This is a genomic window from Marinobacter daepoensis DSM 16072 (assembly GCF_000421165.1).
GTDB classification, from domain to species: domain Bacteria; phylum Pseudomonadota; class Gammaproteobacteria; order Pseudomonadales; family Oleiphilaceae; genus Marinobacter; species Marinobacter daepoensis.
Map to the genome: position 1 here is coordinate 754,781 of NZ_ATWI01000008.1, position 19,751 is coordinate 774,531.

At 57.4% G+C, this 19,751-nt stretch carries 18 protein-coding genes and 1 tRNA gene; 16 read left to right on the top strand and 3 right to left on the bottom strand.

Annotation, left to right across the window (positions count from 1 at the left end; all coding sequences use genetic code 11):
• Positions 1-3: 3 nt before the first annotated feature.
• From nadD to K325_RS0104135, 10 genes are all read left to right on the top strand, one after another.
• Positions 4-651, top strand: a complete 648-nt coding sequence (nadD, locus tag K325_RS0104090; protein ID WP_029652989.1) for a nicotinate-nucleotide adenylyltransferase — start codon at positions 4-6, stop codon at positions 649-651.
• 96 nt (positions 652-747) lie between these two features.
• Positions 748-1,098 (top strand): ribosome silencing factor, encoded by a 351-nt coding sequence (gene rsfS / locus K325_RS0104095; RefSeq protein WP_029652990.1) that lies wholly within the window; start codon positions 748-750, stop codon positions 1,096-1,098.
• Between the two features lie 2 nt (positions 1,099-1,100).
• The gene (gene rlmH / locus K325_RS0104100; RefSeq protein WP_029652991.1) at positions 1,101-1,571 is read left to right on the top strand and encodes a 23S rRNA (pseudouridine(1915)-N(3))-methyltransferase RlmH; all 471 of its coding nucleotides are present in this window, start codon (positions 1,101-1,103) and stop codon (positions 1,569-1,571) included.
• 8 nt (positions 1,572-1,579) lie between these two features.
• The gene (gene mrdA, locus K325_RS0104105; RefSeq protein ID WP_029652992.1) at positions 1,580-3,478 is read left to right on the top strand and encodes a penicillin-binding protein 2; all 1,899 of its coding nucleotides are present in this window, start codon (positions 1,580-1,582) and stop codon (positions 3,476-3,478) included.
• Complete coding sequence (gene rodA / locus K325_RS0104110) at positions 3,478-4,620, top strand: rod shape-determining protein RodA (RefSeq protein WP_029652993.1); 1,143 nt, start codon at positions 3,478-3,480, stop codon at positions 4,618-4,620. The genes mrdA and rodA overlap by 1 nt, the downstream gene beginning before the upstream one ends.
• 113 nt (positions 4,621-4,733) lie before the next feature.
• Complete coding sequence (locus K325_RS0104115) at positions 4,734-5,627, top strand: septal ring lytic transglycosylase RlpA family protein (protein ID WP_029652994.1); 894 nt, start codon at positions 4,734-4,736, stop codon at positions 5,625-5,627.
• A gap of 45 nt (positions 5,628-5,672) precedes the next feature.
• Positions 5,673-6,848, top strand: coding sequence for a D-alanyl-D-alanine carboxypeptidase family protein (locus tag K325_RS0104120; protein WP_029652995.1), 1,176 nt, complete (start codon positions 5,673-5,675; stop codon positions 6,846-6,848).
• Between the two features lie 29 nt (positions 6,849-6,877).
• Complete coding sequence (locus K325_RS0104125; RefSeq protein WP_420835442.1) at positions 6,878-7,156, top strand: HP0495 family protein; 279 nt, start codon at positions 6,878-6,880, stop codon at positions 7,154-7,156.
• A 2-nt stretch (positions 7,157-7,158) separates the two neighbouring features.
• Entirely contained in the window at positions 7,159-7,797 is a 639-nt protein-coding gene (gene lipB / locus K325_RS0104130; RefSeq protein WP_029652997.1) for a lipoyl(octanoyl) transferase LipB, read from the top strand.
• 302 nt (positions 7,798-8,099) lie between these two features.
• Positions 8,100-9,506, top strand: coding sequence for an ABC1 kinase family protein (locus K325_RS0104135; RefSeq protein ID WP_029652998.1), 1,407 nt, complete (start codon positions 8,100-8,102; stop codon positions 9,504-9,506).
• On the opposite strand, the gene K325_RS0104140 is transcribed toward K325_RS0104135, so the two are convergent.
• A complete protein-coding gene (locus K325_RS0104140; protein WP_029652999.1) occupies positions 9,503-9,928 on the bottom strand; it encodes a YqaA family protein in 426 nt (141 codons plus the stop codon). The genes K325_RS0104135 and K325_RS0104140 overlap by 4 nt on opposite strands.
• 58 nt (positions 9,929-9,986) lie before the next feature.
• Between K325_RS0104140 and K325_RS0104145 the strand changes: the two genes are divergently transcribed.
• Together K325_RS0104145 and K325_RS0104150 are read left to right on the top strand one after the other, a co-directional pair.
• Positions 9,987-12,113 (top strand): methyl-accepting chemotaxis protein, encoded by a 2,127-nt coding sequence (locus K325_RS0104145; RefSeq protein ID WP_029653000.1) that lies wholly within the window; start codon positions 9,987-9,989, stop codon positions 12,111-12,113.
• Positions 12,114-12,265: 152 nt separating this feature from the next.
• Positions 12,266-12,520, top strand: coding sequence for a GrxA family glutaredoxin (locus tag K325_RS0104150; RefSeq protein WP_029653001.1), 255 nt, complete (start codon positions 12,266-12,268; stop codon positions 12,518-12,520).
• Between the two features lie 73 nt (positions 12,521-12,593).
• On the opposite strand, the gene K325_RS0104155 is transcribed toward K325_RS0104150, so the two are convergent.
• Positions 12,594-13,856 (bottom strand): 6-phosphofructokinase, encoded by a 1,263-nt coding sequence (locus tag K325_RS0104155; protein WP_029653002.1) that lies wholly within the window; start codon positions 13,854-13,856, stop codon positions 12,594-12,596.
• Between the two features lie 144 nt (positions 13,857-14,000).
• On the opposite strand from K325_RS0104155, the gene mpl reads away from it, so the two are divergent.
• The 4 genes from mpl (at position 14,001) to K325_RS0104175 (ending at position 19,366) form a co-directional block, all read left to right on the top strand.
• Positions 14,001-15,395, top strand: coding sequence for a UDP-N-acetylmuramate:L-alanyl-gamma-D-glutamyl-meso-diaminopimelate ligase (gene mpl / locus K325_RS0104160; RefSeq protein ID WP_029653003.1), 1,395 nt, complete (start codon positions 14,001-14,003; stop codon positions 15,393-15,395).
• On the top strand, positions 15,388-16,008 hold the full coding sequence (locus K325_RS0104165; RefSeq protein WP_029653004.1) for a flavin prenyltransferase UbiX: 621 nt from the start codon (positions 15,388-15,390) through the stop codon (positions 16,006-16,008). Before mpl ends, K325_RS0104165 begins: the two co-directional genes overlap by 8 nt.
• Positions 16,009-16,146: 138 nt before the next feature.
• Positions 16,147-17,286, top strand: a complete 1,140-nt coding sequence (locus K325_RS0104170) for an acyl-CoA dehydrogenase family protein (RefSeq protein ID WP_029653005.1) — start codon at positions 16,147-16,149, stop codon at positions 17,284-17,286.
• A gap of 145 nt (positions 17,287-17,431) precedes the next feature.
• Entirely contained in the window at positions 17,432-19,366 is a 1,935-nt protein-coding gene (locus tag K325_RS0104175) for a hypothetical protein (RefSeq protein WP_029653006.1), read from the top strand.
• A 143-nt stretch (positions 19,367-19,509) separates the two neighbouring features.
• On the opposite strand, the gene K325_RS0104180 is transcribed toward K325_RS0104175, so the two are convergent.
• Positions 19,510-19,596, bottom strand: a tRNA-Leu gene (locus tag K325_RS0104180).
• Positions 19,597-19,751: the final 155 nt, after the last annotated feature.

Here is a 19,751-nt window from a genome sequence, read left to right on the forward strand (position 1 = left end):
GTCATGCATGTGATTTACGGCGGCACCTTTGACCCGATTCATCACGGGCACCTTCGGTTGGCGCTGGAGGTATCGGAAGCACTGTCGGTGAGCCGTGTGCATCTGGTGCCCAGCCATATTCCTCCTCATAAAGGGGTGACCGGGGCCAGCTCGGAACAGCGTCTGGAAATGATCCGCCAGGCAATCGCTGGTGATTCCGTCTTGACTCTGGATGATCGGGAGGTGCGCCGGGCGGGGGCTTCCTACACCGCCGAGACACTTCGGCAGCTCCGGGCAGAGCTTGGTCCTGAGCGTCCGCTGGTGATGGTGGTTGGCACCGATGCCTTTTCGTCGTTCGACCTCTGGCGTGAGTGGCAGGCCATACCCGGGCTTGCGCACATTGTTGTTGTCCGAAGGCCGGGGGCAGATCTGGCGGTTGGCAGTGAAGCGGCGCGTCTGATGGCGGCGCGCCGGACGGAGTCGGTATCCGACCTGCAGGTACAGCCGTCAGGCCGGGTGCTGGAACTGGAGCCGCCGTTGCTTGATATCTCCGCGACAGGCATCCGGCAGCGGGTGGCTGAGGGCCGTTCAACGCGTTATCTGACGCCTGATACCGTGTGCCAGTACATCGAGGCCGGGGGCCTGTATGGCGCCCGGTCCGCTCGTGAATAATTGGAGTTATTCACAGGCGTCTTTGATGCTACAATCGCGTCTGAATATCATTAATCGGGTGGCCACATTGGCCAGCGCCCGTACAACAGGGTAATTATGCAGGCTGAACAACTGAAAGATCTGGTCGTAAACGCACTGGAAAACGTCAAGGCTCAGGACATCAGTGTGATTGATGTTCGGGACCGCACGAGTGTGACCGATTTTATGGTTCTGGCATCCGGTACCTCCAACCGACACGTAAAATCCCTCGCGGATTCGGTGGTGATCGAAGCCAAAGAACAGGGGGTCAGGGCTTCCAATGTGGAAGGCGAAGGCGGCAGCGACTGGATTCTGGTGGATCTGGGCGATGTTGTGGTCCACGTGATGATGCCCGCCACCCGAGAATTCTATGATCTGGAGCGTTTCTGGCGTGATGCTCCGGATCTCGGTGCTGCAGGCAGCGAGTAGTTATGCGCCTGCGTCTGATCTGTGTCGGGCAGAAAATGCCCGACTGGGTCAGTGCGGGGTACAACGACTATGCCCGCCGGATGCCTCCGGAGTTGCCCCTCGAGCTGACTGAGATTCCCATGGCCCACCGGGGTAAGAACCCGGATATTCCAAGGCTGATGAAACGTGAGAGTGATGCCATCCTCTCTGCGGTGGGTGCCCGTGATCGGGTCGTTGCTCTGGAAGTGGGTGGGCGCCCCTGGTCAACGGAAAAGCTGGCCACCCAGCTGGAAAGCTGGCAACAGGATGGCCGGGATGTCACGTTCCTGGTCGGAGGCCCGGACGGGCTGGCGGACGCCTGTCGGCAGCGTGCAGATCAGCAATGGTCACTTTCTCCTCTTACTTTGCCCCACCCTCTGGTGAGAATCCTGCTTGCCGAACAGCTCTACAGAGCCTGGACCATCACCCGTAATCATCCCTACCACAGAGCCTAGGAACAGACATGGCCTGGGGCGAATTCAAGAATACTGCAGCTGAACGCCGGCTTTTCCAGCGACGGGCCATGGTGGTGCTGGTCTTTGTGGTGATCCTGATGGCTGGGTTGCTGGCCAGGATGTATCAGCTTCAGATCGTCGAACACGATATCTACACCACCTTGTCAGATAAGAATCGGGTGCAGGTGCAGTCTGTGCCACCTCCAAGGGGGTTGGTGTACGACCGCAATAACGTGTTGCTGGCGGAGAACCGGCCGGTCTTCAGCCTGACCGTGGTGCCCGAGCGGGTGGGAGATATGGAGGAAATGCTGGCTCGTTTGAGCGAGATTCTCGATATCGCCGACGAAGATCTGGAACGTTTTGAACGACGGTTGCGAGAACCCCGGCGTCCATATCAGGCTATTCCGCTGAATTATGATCTCGATGAGGGTGAAATTGCGCGCATGGCGGTTCACCGGCACCAGTTCCCGGGGGTGGAAGTGGAGGCTGAGCTGGTCCGCTATTATCCGCACAGTGAACTGACAGCTCACGCTCTTGGCTTCGTGGGACGAATCAACCGGGAAGAGCTTCAGCGGATTGACCCGGTTAACTATGCCGGTACCAACTACATTGGGAAATCCGGTATTGAGCGTTTTTATGAAGAAGCGCTGCATGGTCAGGTCGGCTACCAGCACGTTGAGACCAATGCGCGAGGCAGAATCCTGCGCGTACTTGAGCGAGTCAATCCCGTGCCGGGTGAAGACCTCCAGCTTCACCTGGATCTTCGGCTGCAACGTCGGGCTCACGAGCTGCTGGAAGGTCGAAGAGGAGCCATTATTGCCATTGAACCGGCCACGGGCGGGATCCTGGCTCTGGCAAGCGTGCCCGGGTTCGACGCCAATAAGTTTGTGACCGGCATCAGCGTCAAAGATTATCGGGAGCTCAGCCAGAGTATCGATAAGCCCTTGTTCAACCGAGCCCTCCGAGGCCAGTATCCTCCGGCCTCTACCATTAAGCCCATGATGGCTGTTGCGGCTCTGGACAGCGGAGTGACCGACAGAGAACGGCGAATCTGGGACCCGGGCTATTTTCAGCTGCGAGAGGGCGGCCGGCGTTTCCGGAACTGGAACCGGTCAGGTGATGGCTGGGTGGATCTCAAGTATTCCATGGCCAGGTCGAACGACGTTTACTTCTATGAAGTTGGCGTGGAGATGGGCGTGGATGTCATGTCGGAGTATCTGGCGCGCTTTGGTTTCGGCGAAGATGCGACTCTGGACGTTTCCGGGGCTCTGGACGGCTTGTTGCCGACGGCAGACTGGAAACGGGCTGTGAAGAGCGAACCATGGTACCCGGGGGACTCGGTGAACATGAGTATTGGTCAGGGGTTTTTGCTGTCCACACCGATGCAATTGGCGACGGCCACAGCCCTGATCGCTAATCGGGGCGTTTGGGCTGAGCCCAGGTTGCTGAAAGACGTGCGTGGTGATCGTCCGGTCGAAACGTTCCTTCCCGAACCGAGTCGCGAGCCGTTGATACTGAAAGATCCGGACGACTGGGAATACGTGGTCGAAACGATGGAAGAAGTGATGCATGGGGCTCGCGGGACCGCTCGCCGTGCGGCGCGGGGAGCGAGTTACCGAATGGCTGGGAAAACCGGGACCGCTCAGGTGTTCAGCCTGGGTGAGGGGGAAGAATACGATGCGGAGCAGATACGTGAGCGGCTCCGCGACCACGCATTATATGTCGGGTTCGCTCCGGCGGATAAGCCGGAAATAGCGGTGGCAATCATTATTGAGAATGGCGGCGGCGGCAGTGGGGTGGCCGCACCGGTTGCCAGGGCGTTGTTTGATGCCTGGCTTGAGGAATTTCCGGCTGCTGAGGCTGAGTCGGTGGTGACCCAGGCAAGCGATCCGGGAGCAGTACACTGATGGCGGGCGGCAGACTCTGGAGCAGCCAGGGTACCAGTGATCTGGGGCGGGCCCGGAGTATCTGGTCTGTCTTGCATCTTGACCCTGTTCTGCTGGGGTTGCTGTTGCTTTTAATCAGTGGCGGTCTTTTTGTTTTGTTCAGTGGTGCCGATCGCAACATTGATGTCGTTAAAGCCCAGGGAATGCGACTGGGGGTTGGGTTCATTGTCATGTTTGTCTTCGCGCAACTGGACCCGGCGGTGTTTCGCCGATGGGCGCCGTGGTTATACGCACTGGGCCTTGTGGGGCTGGTGGCGGTGTTGCTGGTCGGCGTGGGGGCCAAGGGAGCTCAGCGTTGGCTGGCGCTCCCGGGGCTGCCGAGGTTTCAGCCTTCGGAGTTCATGAAACTGGTGGTGCCCATGATGGCGGCCTGGTATCTGTCCCGCTATTACCTGCCGCCCTCCTTTGGGCGGGTAATGGCGGGCCTGGTCATCGTTCTGTTACCCATGTTCCTGATCATTCAGCAGCCCGATCTGGGAACTTCGCTGTTGGTGGGGATGGCCGGCATCTTTGTTGTGTTTTTTGCAGGCATCAGCTGGAAGCTGATTACGGCGTTTCTGGCGATGGTCTCGGTCTCAGCGCCGCTGATGTGGTTTTTCGTTATGCGCGAGTATCAGAAACAGCGAGTGCTGACTCTGCTGGACCCTCAAAGTGATCCTCTGGGCGCTGGCTGGAACATTATCCAGTCCAAAACCGCCATTGGTTCCGGCGGCATGGATGGAAAGGGCTGGCTTCAGGGAACCCAGTCTCACCTGGAATTCCTGCCGGAGAGTCACACGGATTTCATTGTGGCCGTTCTGGCGGAAGAGTTCGGTTTCATTGGCATGGTGTTGCTCCTTGCCGTTTACTTTCTGATTATTCTTCGTTGTCTCTACATTGCTGTGACCGCACAGGACTCTTTTTGCCGACTGGTGGCGGGCGCCCTGACGATGACCTTTTTTATCTATGTCTTTGTCAATATCGGGATGGTTAGCGGATTGCTGCCGGTCGTTGGCGTGCCATTGCCACTGATCAGCTACGGGGGCACTTCCAGCGTTACCCTGATGGCGGCCTTTGGGGTGCTGATGTCGATTCATACCCATCGGCGGATGATCACGGCCTGAGACCATGTTAATGATGGCTTGCCGGTAATGGTGTATACGCAAGGGAACCCGTTACAATGTTGCTGGTCAGTAATGGCAGCATCAATACACTGGTTTTAGGGTGGCAAACGGACATGGTCAAGGTTTCTGACAAGCGGATTGGCGCACTGGCGCTGGTTGTCCTGCTGGCCGGTTGTGCCAGCACCCCGGAAGTTGATCACTCCTCGCGCTATACCCTGAAGCAGGATCGGGCGCCATCAGGCAGCTTTGATGTCAGTGGTCTGGCGGATGCCGAGCCACGATATGAGAAACCCAGAACCGCGGGTAACAAGTCGCCCTATACGGTCTGGGGTAAGCGTTATCACGTGCTGGATAACAACGAGGGCTATGTTCAGAAAGGCGTTGCCAGCTGGTATGGTGAGAAATTTCACGGTCATAAAACCTCCAACGGTGAGGTTTTTGATATGTACACCATGTCTGCGGCGCACAAATCTCTGCGCATTCCCAGCTATGCCCGGGTAACCAATCTTGATAACGGTCGCTCGGTGATTGTCCGGGTGAATGACCGTGGGCCGTTCCATGGTGACCGGCTTATTGACCTCTCTTATGCGGCTGCCAAGAAACTGGGCTACCAGTCCCGTGGCACTGCGAAAGTGGAGGTGGAATCTATAACGGTGCATCCGGATGGCGACATGTTTCTGGCGGGCAAGCCGTTTAACCTGGTGGGTCAGCCAGCGGTTGAGGTCGCTGACGAAGCCCCGGTAGCCGTGCCTGAGCCCAATGCGGGTGAAGGCCTGTTTGTGCAGCTCGGAGCCTTCAGCCAGCGTGATCCTGCTGAAGCCATGCGCGTACGTTTACTCGGGCTGTTGGACAACCCTGTCAGAGTACGGGAGATCACCACAGACAACGGGCGCTACCACAGGGTCCAGGTAGGACCGTTTGCCAGTGAAGGCGATGCACGTTACGCCCAGAACCTTCTGGAAGCCAGAGGGTTCCGGCAATCCATTGTACTGACCGACTCGCACTGAATCGATTGAGTTCAGAACCCACATAAGACAAGTATCTGACGACGAATGAAATTAACCATGGCTTTCAAGACAGTAACTCGAACCCTGATTCTGGTTTTCTCACTGGCGCTGATGATCGGGCAGGCGTCCGCCCAGTCCGTACTGATTCCGTCGCCGCCTCAGATTGCTGGCAGCTCCTGGGTGTTGATGGACCCGCTCAGTGGTCGTGTCATCATGGAACACAACAGTCGGGAGCGCCTGCCCCCGGCCAGCCTGACCAAAATGATGACGGCCTACATTGTTGAGCGTGAGCTGGATGAAGGGCGCATTGCCATGAATGACATGGCGCCGATCAGCGTGAAAGCCTGGCGTACCGAGGGCTCCCGGACTTTTGTTCAGGAAGGCACTACGGTTTCTGTGGAGGACCTGCTGAAAGGTGTGATCATCCAGTCTGGTAACGATGCCTCGGTGGCTCTGGCTGAATTCATCGCCGGTAGTGAAGGCGCGTTTGTGGATATCATGAATCAGCAGGCTCAGTTGCTGGGGATGAACGACACTCATTTCGAGAACGCCACGGGGTTGCCATCCGGGAATCATTACTCGACGGCATACGATCTGGCGATTCTGGCCCAGGCGATCATTCAGGATTACCCGGAAAACTATCCGCTGTACGCCCAGAAGCATTTCACCTACAACAACATCCGGCAACCTAACCGGAACAGCCTGCTGTGGCGGGATGACAGTGTCGATGGTCTGAAAACCGGGCATACCGACGAGGCCGGATACTGCCTGGTGGCGTCCGCTCAGAGAGGCGAAACCCGTTTGATTGCAACGGTTATGGGAACCACCAACTCAGAATCCCGGGCGCAGGAAGTGCAGAAAATGCTGAACTACGGTTTCCGTTATTACGAAACCGAGCGTTTGTTCCGGGCTGGCCAGGAGCTGATGACCTCAAAAGTCTGGGGTGGGCAGGCCGATTCGATTTCGGTGGGGATGCCCGAGGATATTTACGTGACCATACCGCGTGGCGCCCGTGACAAGCTGGAATCTGTGATTGACCTTGATTCTGTGATCAAGGCACCCATTAAGGTTGGGGATGAGCTTGGTCGTGTCCGTGTGGTGATGGATGGACAGACTCTGGTTGATGAACCGGTTCTGGCACTTACCGATGTACAAGAAGGCGGCGTGTTCAAGCGTATCTGGGACGCCATCAAGCTGTTCTTCGTTCAACTGTTTAACTGAGATTCTGGGGGAACCCCGGATCGGGAGTGATGTGTGGCATGACAGAGCCCAAAGCACCAAAAATCGAGTTCCCCTGTGACTACGTCATCAAGGTGATCGGCAATGCTGCACCGGATTTCACTGAGTTTGTGGTCTCGGTGGTGGAACAGCATGCCCCCGGAATCCGGGATGAGCACGTCACGGTTAACGACAGCAGCAAGGGCAGGTTTTCCTCTGTTCAGCTCCAGATTGTGGCGACCGGCGAGGATCAGTTGAGAGCGTTATTTGAAGAGCTCAAGGCCAGTGGTCGCGTGCATATGGTGCTGTAACCATGGCTGACCTGATCGTCCGTTCTCTGGGCCAGCAACCTTACATGGACGTCTGGGAGGCGATGAAGTCTTTCACCGCCAACCGGGACGAAACGACCGTGGACGAGCTCTGGTGCCTTGAACACCCCCGGGTATTTACTCAAGGGCAGGCCGGTAAAGCGGAACACATTCTGCTGCCCGGAGATATTCCGGTCATTCAGGTGGATCGGGGAGGCCAGGTGACGTATCACGGGCCAGGGCAGTTGGTGATTTACCTGTTGATCGACCTGACCCGTCGCAGCTTCGGGGTGCGGGCGCTGGTCACTGCTATCGAGCAGGCCATTGTCCGCACGCTGGCCCAGTCAAAGATTGAGGCGGCGCCCCGAGCCGATGCGCCCGGCGTGTATGTGAACGGAGCCAAGATTGCCTCACTTGGGTTGCGGGTTCGCCGGGGGTGTTCGTTCCACGGCTTGGCTCTGAATGTAAACATGGATATGGAGCCGTTCTCCCGCATCAACCCTTGTGGCTATGCGGGTATGTCCATGTGTCAGGTGAGTGACTTTGAACCAGGCGCCTCAGTCTATGCACTGGAGCGTCGACTGGTCAAAGAACTCATTACGGGGCTGGGGCATGAGCAGGTCGAGCAGCGTCAGGGCTGGTGATCGGGCGGCGGGTTCCGTTAGCCGCACAAGAAATTCCTTTCTGCCCCATCGGGCAATCGTATCCACTTTTCGACGTTGACAGGTTGCCGAGCGCGCGACGCGGATCATCCGGTCATTGCCGTAGGTGATCCTGTCGCCACATAACCTGCCGCGCAGACGTTTTAGATGGGGTAAGGTTTGTTCACATTGGCTGCAGGGGCAGTGTTTCAGCGACGAATCGGTTAGGTTGTCATGCGCCCAGATCCGTATAATGAAAAGTTGTAAAGCAGGTACTCACATTTCCTGACAGATACAGGTCTTTCATGTCTTCCAAGCGCCCCGGAAAATCCGTCTCCCGTATCAAGACAGGCAGCTTTGAGCGGAGGTTGTCTCTGACCAGAGCCGGGCTGTTCGCAGGTACCCGAATGGCGTCTCATATGGCGACGAACTGGTTCAGCAATAAGGAGACCCGTGAGCAGCGCCACCGGGCGATGCTGTCCAGTCAGGCTCGTTTTCTGGTGGACGAACTGGGGAAGCTGAAGGGCAGTGTGGTCAAGATCGGCCAGGTGATGGCCCTCTATGGTGAACACTTTCTGCCAGAGGAAGTTACGGAGGCGCTGCATACTCTGGAAGATCAGACGACCTCGTTGGAATGGTCGGCCATTGAGCGTGTACTCAAGGCTGAACTCGGGCCGGCACGGCTGGCCGAGCTCGATGTTGATCCTGAACCTATCGGGGCTGCCTCGCTTGGTCAGGTGCATCGGGCCGTGCGACGCCGTGATGGCCTGGAGATCGTGCTCAAGGTTCAGTACCCCGGCGTTGCCGATGCCGTTGACAGCGACCTGAATGCGGTGGCTCATCTGTTAAAGGTGGCGCGGCTGGTCAGTTTCGGGCCAGAGTTCAATGATTGGCTGGAAGAGGTCCGCGAGATGATGCACCGGGAGGTGGACTACCGGCTTGAAGCCAGGACCACTGAAAAGTTCCGGGACATGTTAAGTCACGATCCTCGTTTTGTGGTGCCGCGGGTGTTGCCGGAATACTCGACGGAACACATCATCGCCTCCACCTTCGAACATGGACACTCCGTCGGCTCAACAGCGGTGAAAGAGCTGCCTCTGGCACGGCGAAGCGCGTTGGGACAGGCTGCTCTGGAACTGTTCTTTCGGGAGCTGTTTGAATGGGGCGAAATCCAGACAGACCCTAACTTTGGCAATTATCGCATCCGGCTTGCAGGGGAGAACGGGCAGGGGCCTGAAAACGATTGCATCGTGTTGCTGGATTTCGGGGCGGTGCAGAGCTACTCAAACGCCTTTCTGGCGCCGGTGATTAAGATGATCCGGGCCTCCTATGAAGAGAACCTTGAGCAGGTGATTGAAGGGGGAGTGGAACTGAGGTTTATGAGCCGGGACTGGCCCCCCGAAGTTCTGGAAAAGTTTGGCAGAGTCTGTATGTCGGTGCTGGAGCCCCTGGCCCGGGATCGCACCCGGTGGCCGGATGACGCCGTTAACAGCAAGGGGGAATACCGCTGGAAGCAGAGCGATCTGCCTTCGCGGGTCGCGAAGCAGGCCGCCAGGTCTGCGATCAGTCGGTATTTTCGGGTACCGCCCAAGGAATTTGTGTTTCTGAACCGGAAACTGATCGGGGTCTACACCTTCATTGCGGTTCTGCATTCTGAGTTCAATGGGGAAGCTCTGTTACAGAAATACCTGTGCCGGGACGGAGATCTCTAGCCGGATGCGGTCAGCACCACCCAGATAACAAAGGCATAGCGCAGGCCTTTGCCGATCCCGACGAGTACCACGAAATTCAGCCAGGGTACCCGCATAATGCCCCCCACAAGGGTCAGCGCATCGCCACCGATGGGCAGCCATCCCAGTAACAAAGACCACTGGCCATAGCGGTTGAAGCGATTGCGAGCCTTGTGTAACTGCAGTTCGCTGACAGGAAACCAGCGTTTATGCTTAAAGCGATCTACTTGCCGGCCGATAAGCCCATTAACCACTGACCCGAGCGTGTTCCCCAGAGTTGCCCAGAACCAGAGCCAGAACAGGGGATGACCCTGGCTGACCAGGGTGCCGAGAAGAATCTCTGAGTAGGCCGGTAGCAGCGTTGCTGCGGCAAACGATGTCAGAAACAGGGTCAGGTAGGCCAAGCATGCCTCCATGCTCTAGGATGTTGGTTAAGCCTCACAGAAAAAGGTTTCGATGTACATGAAGCAGCTGTCACTCCGCATCAAGCTCTATACTCTGGTTATTGCTCTGCTGCTCACCATGGGCGTCAGTATCGTGATCACCGCTCAGTTGTCTCTGGGCGCCATGGAGCAACGGTTGGCCCGGGAAGCCCGTAGTACGGTTCAGGCGATTGTGATGGATCAGCTCAGCGCCACTGCCGGCCAATACGGCGAATTGGTGACGGGCATGTTCGATGCGGCTTACCAGACGCCCGAAGTCGTCCGGAGCATGATCTCCCACAATATCCAGGCCGGCAACTCAGGCCGGATCAGCCGGCGCGATCTGCAGGAAAATATTGGCGCCATTTTGCAGGAGCAGCCCCGCCTCAGTTCGATTTACGCCCAGTTTGAGCCGGATGCATACGATGGTCAGGATATCTATTTTACCGGTGGGGTAGAAGAGCACAGCAGTGATGAGGGAAGCCTGGAAATCTACTATTTCCGGGACCCGTCCGGCAATGTGGTGTTCAGCCGCACCGAAGACCCTGCGACCAAGTACCTGAATACCCGGAATGAGTTTGGTGTTCGTGAAGCCGAATGGTATCTGTGCTCCCGTGATTCACTGAAGCCTTGTCTGATGGAACCCTACAATTACGAAATAGAGGAGGGCTACTCAGAATTGATGACCAGCCTCGTGGTGCCACTGATGGATGAGGGGGCCTTTGCCGGAGTGGTTGGGGTGGACATTAACCTGTCTACCCTGCAAAAAACGATCGCCGGCGTCAGCCGGGCGTTGTTTGACGGGCAGTCCAGAGTAACGCTGCTGAGTGAAAAGGGGCTGATTGCAGCTTCCAGTCATTATCAGAAAAAACTGGGGCGCCCTCTCCATGAGGCAGTACCGGATCTGGCGGAGGAATTCACGGCATTGCACCGCTCTGGGGGGAGTTTTGACAACGGGGAAACGCTGGCCGTGTCCTACCCGGTGAATATCGAGTTGCCTGGCACCCAATGGGCGTTGCTGATCGAGCTTCCTCGTTCGACGGCGTTGGCTGGGGTTGATGACATTACCAGCTTGTTGTCGGAAGAAGTGGCGAGTACCGCTACCCGCCAGACCGTGGTTGGTATTCTGGTGGTGGCTCTGGCCATTGCAATCCTGGTGTTGCTGGTGCGTTCCGTGACCCGCCCCCTCGATGAAATTCGTGAGCGCATGCGTAATCTGGCCAGTGCTGAGGGTGACCTGACCCGTGAATTGACCATTGATACCCATGCAGAACTGATTGACCTGGCCGGTGGCTTCAATGCTTTTCTGGCTCGTCTCAGAGAGATGATCAACGATCTCAAAGAGGTGAATGGTCAGGTCCGGGCGCAGGCGACGGATGTGGGCACAATTGCCCGTGACACAGATGATCAGACGGCCCGTCAACATCAGGACATCGACAGCGTGGTGACGGCCATGAACGAGATGTCTGCTGCGGCGGGTGAAGTGGCGGGGTTTGCGGGTGAGGCGGCGGATAACGCCCGGGCCGCCCGCGATGGTATCCGCTTTACGCAGGATACGCTGGGAACCGCGCTCAAAGGGGTGGACGCACTGGCCGGGGATATGGATCAGGCCAGCTCTGCGATTGGTCATGTGGCCCAGCGGAGTGAGGAAATTAACCGCATTCTGGATGTGATTCGCGGGATTGCTGAGCAAACAAATCTGTTGGCTCTGAACGCAGCGATTGAGGCGGCCCGGGCCGGAGAGCAAGGCCGGGGGTTTGCGGTTGTGGCCGATGAAGTGCGCACGCTCGCGTCCCGCACCCGGGAATCGACGGATGAAATCAGTGGCATGATTGAACGTTTGAAAGGCGATGTCGATGGTGCCGTGACGGTCATCGGCACCGGGGTTGACCGGGCAACCAGCGCTGTGGAAGGCACCCGGGAAGCGAATCACTCTCTGGCAACCGTGGTTGACCGGATTGCCACTATTGTTGAGCATGTCACACAGGTGGCCACGGCCGCTGAAGAGCAGAGTTCGGTGAGCGAGGAGATAAACCGAAACCTGACCCAGATTGGAGACGCCGCCAACGATTTGCGGGAACTTGCCCAGCGGGTGCGCCAGAGTGGTGGTGCACTGGATGAGCAGGTCCAGGTACTGGAGCGTGAACTGGGTCGCCTGAAAACCTGAGGGTGAGCCGGGTCAGGAGAGGGTTAGTATCATCGGCTACTATGACGATCATCGTGAGGATCAATTTTTCAATCGGTGGCTGACGTGTCATCATTTGTGGCATCGTTCATCCGGCGAGTACGCATGCTCGTCACGTTACCCTGGAGGATTGTATGGAGCAGGTCACCATTTATGGCCGTTCAAGCTGTGGTTTTTGTGTTCGGGCGAGAGATCTGTGTGAATCCAGGAACATTCCGTACGTCTGGATTGATATGGTCGAGAAAGGAATGAGCAAGCAGGACATTGCCGACCGCATTGGCCACCCCGTCTACACCGTGCCTCAGATTCTGGTGGGCACTGAATATGTGGGTGGGTGCGATGACTTTTTTGCCTACGTCCGTAGGCAGGAAGCAGAAACGGCCAGTTGACCCGCAGATTCTGCCCCCAACAAAAAAGCCCGGTCCATTCATTGGAGCCGGGCTTTTTTACAGGACGAGAAGATCAGAGTTCGAATTCGGTCCGTAGCTTCTTCTCCGCCAGTTGATTCTTCAGTTTGGCCACTCTGGGCAAGCCATCGTCAAACGGAGGGAAGTTTTCACCGGCAATCAGAGGCTGCAGATAATCACGGCAGTCTTGTGTGATGCCAAAGCCGTTGTCGGTAATGTAGTGAATGGGCATTTTCTTTTCCTGATTGGCCACTTCGCTCAGGTTTGCCTCGCCAATGGACCAGCGATAGGGTTTAGCCTGATCGCGAACGATGGTGGGCATCAGAGCCTGCTTGCCCGCCAGTGCCATTTCCACAGCGGCCTTACCGACAGCGTAGGCCTGCTCCACATCGGTTGCGGAGGCGATGTGCCTGGCTGCGCGCTGCAGATAGTCTGCCACGGCCCAGTGGTACTTGTGGCCAAGCGCCTGTTTCACCATGTTGGCCAGCGCCGGGGCAACGCCGCCTAGCTGAGTATGGCCGAACGCATCCTTGGCTCCGGCATCAGCGACAAAGCGGCCATCTTCATACTGCGCTCCTTCGGAGGCCACCACGACACAGTAGCCATAGTCCTTAACGCACTGGTCCACCCGCTCCAGGAATTTATCCCGGTTGAACGGAATTTCCGGGAACAGAATGATGTGAGGGGGCTCGCCTTCGGCCTGGCCAGCCAGTCCCCCGGCGGCAGCAATCCATCCGGCGTGACGGCCCATGACTTCCAGAATGAAGACCTTGGTGGAGGTTTCACACATGGACTTGATGTCCAGGCTTGCCTCCAGCGTGGAGGTGGCAATGTATTTGGCCACAGAGCCGAACCCCGGGCAGCAGTCGGTGAAAGGCAGATCGTTGTCGACGGTCTTGGGCACACCGATACAGGTGATGGGGTAGCCCATGCGATCCGCCAGTTGTGAGACTTTGTAGGCTGTGTCCTGGGAGTCTCCGCCGCCGTTATAGAAGAAATACCCGATATCGTGAGCCCGGAAGACTTCGATCAGGCGTTCATATTCGCGTTGGTTTTCGGAAAAGTTTTTGAGCTTGTAGCGGCACGATCCAAAAGCCCCGCCAGGTGTGTGGATCAGGGCCTGGATGGCATCGTCAGATTCCAGGCTGGTGTCGATCAGCTCCTCTTTCAGGGCACCAATGATACCGTTGCGGCCGGCGTACACTTTTCCGATCTGATCCGGGTATTTGCGTGCGGTTTGGATAACACCGCATGCACTGGCATTGATAACGGCGGTGACCCCGCCAGACTGGGCATAAAACGCGTTCTTGATCGCCATCTCGGGCTGAAGCCTCCTGCTGGTTCAATGATGGCGCAAATGATACGCCAAACACACGGGTTTTTCATGAGCACATACCTGCTCTTGACCCGGTGGAGAGTATGGTAGAGGCTTGGCAGGTTTCAAACCGGAGGCCTTACTTTAATGCACGTACATATTCTGGGAATCTGCGGCACCTTCATGGGGAGCCTGGCGGTGATCGCCCGGGAGCTGGGACACACGGTGACTGGCTCTGATCAGGGGGTGTATCCACCCATGAGCACTCAACTGGAGGCCCAGGGTATTGCCTTGATGGAAGGCTACCGGCCCGAAAACCTTGATCCCAGGCCGGATCTGGTGCTGATTGGCAATGCCATGTCCCGTGGCAACCCGGAAGTGGAAGCGGTCCTCAATCGTCGGATTGACTATATGTCGGGGCCGGAATGGCTGGCGCGGGAAGTTCTTCGCGATCGTTGGGTCATGGCCGTTGCAGGCACCCATGGCAAAACCACCACGACGGCCATGCTGTTATGGATTCTCGACCAGGCCGGTTTTGATGCGGGCTACCTGGTGGGAGGGGTACCCCAGGATTTTCCGGTTTCCGCGCGACTGGGTAGCAGCGACTTCTTTGTCATTGAAGCGGATGAGTATGACAGTGCCTTCTTCGACAAACGCTCCAAGTTTATCCATTACCGGCCCAACACGCTGATTCTCAATAATCTGGAATTTGACCACGCCGATATTTTTGAAAACGTTGAGGCGATTGAGCGCCAGTTCCATCACCTGGTGCGAACGGTCCCATCTCAGGGGCTGATCGTTCGCCCGGCGCTGGACCCGCATCTGGATAAGGCGCTGGACATGGGGTGCTGGAGCCCGGTACAGGACACCGCCATCGGCAGTGAAATCAGCCGCACTGCAGACTGGCGGGCCGAGTTGCTGGCGGAGGACGGAAGCCGCTTTATGGTGATCCATCATGAGCAGCCGGTGGCGACTCTCAAGTGGGGGCTGACTGGTCTGCACAATGTGCGGAACGCCTTGTCTGCAATCGCTGCAGCCCGCCATGTGGGCGTAACGCCCGATCATGCGGTTGCAGCGCTGTGTCGCTTCTCTGGCGTCAAGCGGCGAATGGAGTTGGTGGGCGAGATTGGTGGCGTGCGCGTGTACGATGATTTTGCGCACCATCCCACCGCGATTGCCTCCACATTGGAGGGGTTAAGGCACCAGGTTGGGGAAGAGCCGATTCTGGCGATTATCGAGCCGCGTTCCAACACCATGAAGCAGGGGGTGCATAAGCAAACCCTGATACCGAGTGCCCGTCTGGCCGATCGTGTTCTCTGGGGTAATCTCAGTGATATGAACTGGCTTCCTGAATTGGTGGACGGCTGGCGTGCCGACCATGGCGAGCTGGATCACCACGGGGTGGCGTCCTCGGTAGACGATCTGATTCGGGAGGCTCTGGAGGAACTGCCAGACACCTGCCATATTGTCATCATGAGCAACGGGGGCTTTGGTGGTATTCACCAAAAGCTGGTGGCCGAGCTGGAGAAGCGTCGTGGCTGAGACTGTGCCGGTAATCAATCTGGCCTTTACCGGAGCATCGGGAGCGCCCTATGGTTTGAGGCTTCTGCAATGCCTGGTGGCGCAGGGGTGTCGGGTCAATGTGATGGTCAGCAAGGCTGCTCAGGTGGTGATTGCCACAGAGACAGAGTTCCGGCTTCCCGGTTCCACCTCCGCCATGGCAGAGGCATTTTCGGATTATGCCGGAGCAAACCCTGGCCAGGTCCAGGTGTTTGGCCGGGAAGCGTGGTTTTCCCCTCCGGCGTCCGGGTCTGGTGAGAAGGCTCCGCTGGTTATCTGCCCATGCAGCACCGGTACGTTATCGGCACTGGCCACCGGCGCCAGCAACAACCTGATTGAGCGGGCGGGAGATGTGGCGTTGAAAGAGCGAAGAAAGCTTATCCTCGTGCTGCGTGAGACCCCGTACTCTGAAGTACACCTCGACAACATGCTGCGGCTTACCCGAATGGGGGCCGTGATCATGCCAGCCAGCCCCGGCTTTTATCACCAGCCTCAGTCTGTGAATGATGTGGTGGATTTCATGGTCGCTCGGATACTGGATCACTTGGATTTGCCGCAAACACTGGTACCCCGATGGGGGGAAGGGGTGGGCTGAATGGCCTGGCCTGCTTTTCCCCGTTTCGCGTTGGTTTTGGTCAAACCGATTGATGGTTTTCACCATTGAGCAAAGGGCCTCCCCGCCACAGACTTGCTGAACACAACGACAAATCAACTCGTTCACCGAGGTTCAGCAATGATTCCACGTACTCTGTTTGATGCCGATCTTGAAGGCTTCCGGGATTCCGTTCGTAAGTTTCTCGAGCAGGAGGCTGCGCCATACCACGAACAGTGGGAAAAAGATGGCCAGGTAAGCCGCGAGCTATGGCGCAAGGCCGGTGAGTTGGGCTTTCTCTGCCCCACGATGCCGGAGGAGTATGGCGGGGTCGGTGCAGATTTCCGCTACTCAGCGGTGATCATGGAGGAAATCTCCAAAGCCGGGCTGTCGGGCATTGGCTGGGGTCTGCATTCCGACATTGTGGCGCCCTACATCCTGAATTACGGCTCGGAAGAGCAGAAACGGCACTATTTGCCAAAGCTGGCCTCAGGCGAAATGATCGGCGCGATTGCCATGACAGAGCCCGGGGCAGGGTCCGACTTGCAGGGTGTGAAAACCACGGCCGTCCGCGAGGGTGATCATTACCTTCTGAATGGCTCCAAGACCTTTATCACCAACGGACAGTTGGCGGATCTGGTGGTCGTGGTCGCCAAGACAGACCCGAAAGAAGGCGCCAAGGGGACCAGTCTGCTGCTGGTCGAGACCACCTGGGATGGGTTTGAAAAAGGCCAGAATCTCAACAAGGTTGGCATGAAGGCCCAGGACACATCCGAGTTGTTCTTCCAGGATGTGAAGATACCCGTGGGCAACCTGCTGGGCAGCATGGAAGGCCAGGGATTCTTCCAGTTGATGCAGGAGTTGCCAGCGGAACGCCTGCAGGTGGCCCTGACCGCGGTTGCGGCTGCAGAGGCCGCCTGGCAGTGGACGCTGGACTATGTCAAAGAGCGCAAGGCCTTCGGCAAACCGGTCATTGCGTTCCAGAACACGCGCTTCAAGCTGGCGGAGTTGAAGGCAGAGATTACCGCGGCCAGGGTGTTCACGGACCGGTGCCTTGAGCTCCACCTCGACAAAAAACTGGATATTCCGACGGCCGCCATGCTCAAGCAACATACCACTGATCTGCAGTGCAAAGTCATGGATGAGTGTGTGCAGTTGCACGGAGGTTATGGCTATATGTGGGAATACCCCATTGCCCGGGCGTGGGCGGATTCCCGGGTACAGCGCATCTACGCAGGCACCAACGAAATCATGAAAGAGATTGTGGCCCGCTCGTTCTGACCTTTTGCCTCAGGACCCGGCCCCCGGTTATTCCGGGGGCTGTCCGTTACCAAACTTTACAATTTGCCAAGCCCGTCAAGGTCTCCTGGCGGCACATCTCCTAAAGTAGCGGCACAACCTCTAACAAGGATAAATGGTTGCCGCGATGAAGCACCTTCTCAGTCTTTCCGTTCCCTTGCTGTCTCTGGCCCTTGCCGGGTGTGGTGATGAATCCGATGATCTTCCGGTGGATGGCCGGGAATTCGACGGTGTCAGTTACAGTGAGAGAGCGCCTTATCAGGGGCGTGTTATTGATGGCTACCTGAAGGAGGCCAGGGTCTGGCTGGATATTGACGGCAACGGACAGTACACGTCCGGGCCGGTCACGGTTGACCTCGGTAATGGAAACGCTCATGTGCTGGAGAATGGGGAGCCCACGGTATTCAGTGTGTCCGGAGGTCGGTTTTCTCTGGATGTTTCTCCATTGGACGTGGATTCGTCGAAAGGTGCCGACCTTGAGCCCCGGGACTATCCGCTTTATGCGCTTGCCATTCCGGGGCAGACTCTGGAAGAGCGCGTCTACGGCGATGAGCCGGTATCACGGGCTTACGTGATGTCGGCCAGTCCGGGGGTGACGAACATCACGCCGTTGACCACGCTTGCGCGTTTCCGGAGTCTCGCGGGGCAGTGGAATGTGAGCAATCCGGTTCCGGATAGCCGCTTTGCCGATCTGGATGGCATCAACCTCTGGAAAGACTACATTCTTGCCAGCGATGACCGTGCCCACGCATATGCCCGGGCGCTGGCCAGGTTCATGGCCAGCCAGATCCCGGATGACTATAACGACCACCTTGTCGATTATGGAAGCGATGGGCGAGAGGCCGGATTTCTTCCGCAGGACGGCGTGTATCTGCTGGGGTATTCTCTGGTTCAGAATGCGGACAAAGTGATCGCAACGGTTGATGCGGCTGCGTCCGGAGGTCATTACGGTAACGTCGACACAGACGCACTGGTGTTGCCCGAGGTTGATGTTGAAGTCTCTAATCCCCGCCTTCTGGTTCGACAAAAAATCTCTGCACGTTCAACCAATTCCGGGACGCTGCCAACCTCAACGTCGAACCTTGGCGCCTCGGCAGAGCTGTCATTTGAATACAGTGAAAATGGTCAGCTCCTGGCTGTTGCCAGCCGGGGGTGCCTTGGAATCTCTCTGCCAGAGCTTGCCCGGCTGTTTGAGGTTCAGGGGTATCTCGCAAACCTGAAAACCCAGTGGCTGCCTTCGGCTTCGTTGTCGCCGCAAAGCGCAATCTGGTACGACGAAGGGGGGGTGCACGAGCGTCTGGAGTTTTCCTGGAGCAGTGGAGAGGCCCGCCTGGATACCGTTACGACGTGCCATCAAAAGACGCTGGGGGTGACGCCCGGAGGGTCAGAGCTTGATGGCGTCAGCGACATGGTCTGGGCCTGGGATGGGCAGGGGAAAACGCTGGTTGAGTCGGTTCCCGGCCGGACAGATGATCGGGTGCTGACCGTACAGGGCGAACAGGCTCCGTCCTCGATTCTGGACGGAAGTGAGGGGCCGTTTGATCTGGTCATGGGGTATCGTTACATGGAGGCGGGTCGTCTCGAAGCCAGCGTCGTCTTCTCAAATGGCGGCGTTTCCTGTGAGCCGGCAGGGAGTGCCCCCAACGATACGGAGCGCCATGGCCAGTACGTCACCCGCCTGTTCCCTTTCTCCTTTGCCAGCGATACGGCTGCGTCGGATCTTTTTGGCGCAGGGGCCTATGAATACGACCTGGATGAACGAAATGGTATTTCCTTCGCCCGTTTGCTCAAGTTTCCCTTACTTGACCGGCCCAGTGCAGCGTTGCCGGAAGTGTCCTCCCCGGATGGCGCGTTCCAGTGGCAGTTATACTATCCTGGCTTGAACGAAGAAGGCCTGGAGGCGCTTTCTCCAGAAAGGCTCCAGGCGGCGTATCTGACCGATTTTGTGGCGACGTCCGCGTGCGGCGACGGCCCGGTAGACCGGCCAGCCAGGGCTTACGCGACGGTAGAGTATGAATACCAGACGTTGTCGGAGTATCTTCTGAATGCGTTAGCGGAGTAAAAAAGGGGGGGCAGGGCGATGGGCCGTGCGTCTGTCGTCGCCATATGGTCCGAAAGTAGTGCTTTTCTATGGATGACGAGTCATCTGGGAGTGCGAGCTGAATTCAGTTTGGGATTTTCAAGGCCACTTTCTGAGGAAGAAAGTGGTGCCGAGGAGAGGACTTGAACCTCCACGGGGTTGCCCCCACTAGCACCTGAAGCTAGCGTGTCTACCAATTTCACCACCTCGGCAGGTGATTTGCAGGTCTGCTCAGGTTTCTTGAAAACCTTGGCTTTTCTGCCAGTGTTGAGGAGTTGCCCCTCAACCGATGGCGCGTACTTTAATGACTCGTTCGTGAGCTGTCAAACGTTTTTTTCAAAAAAGTTTCAAAGGCCCGTTTCGGGTA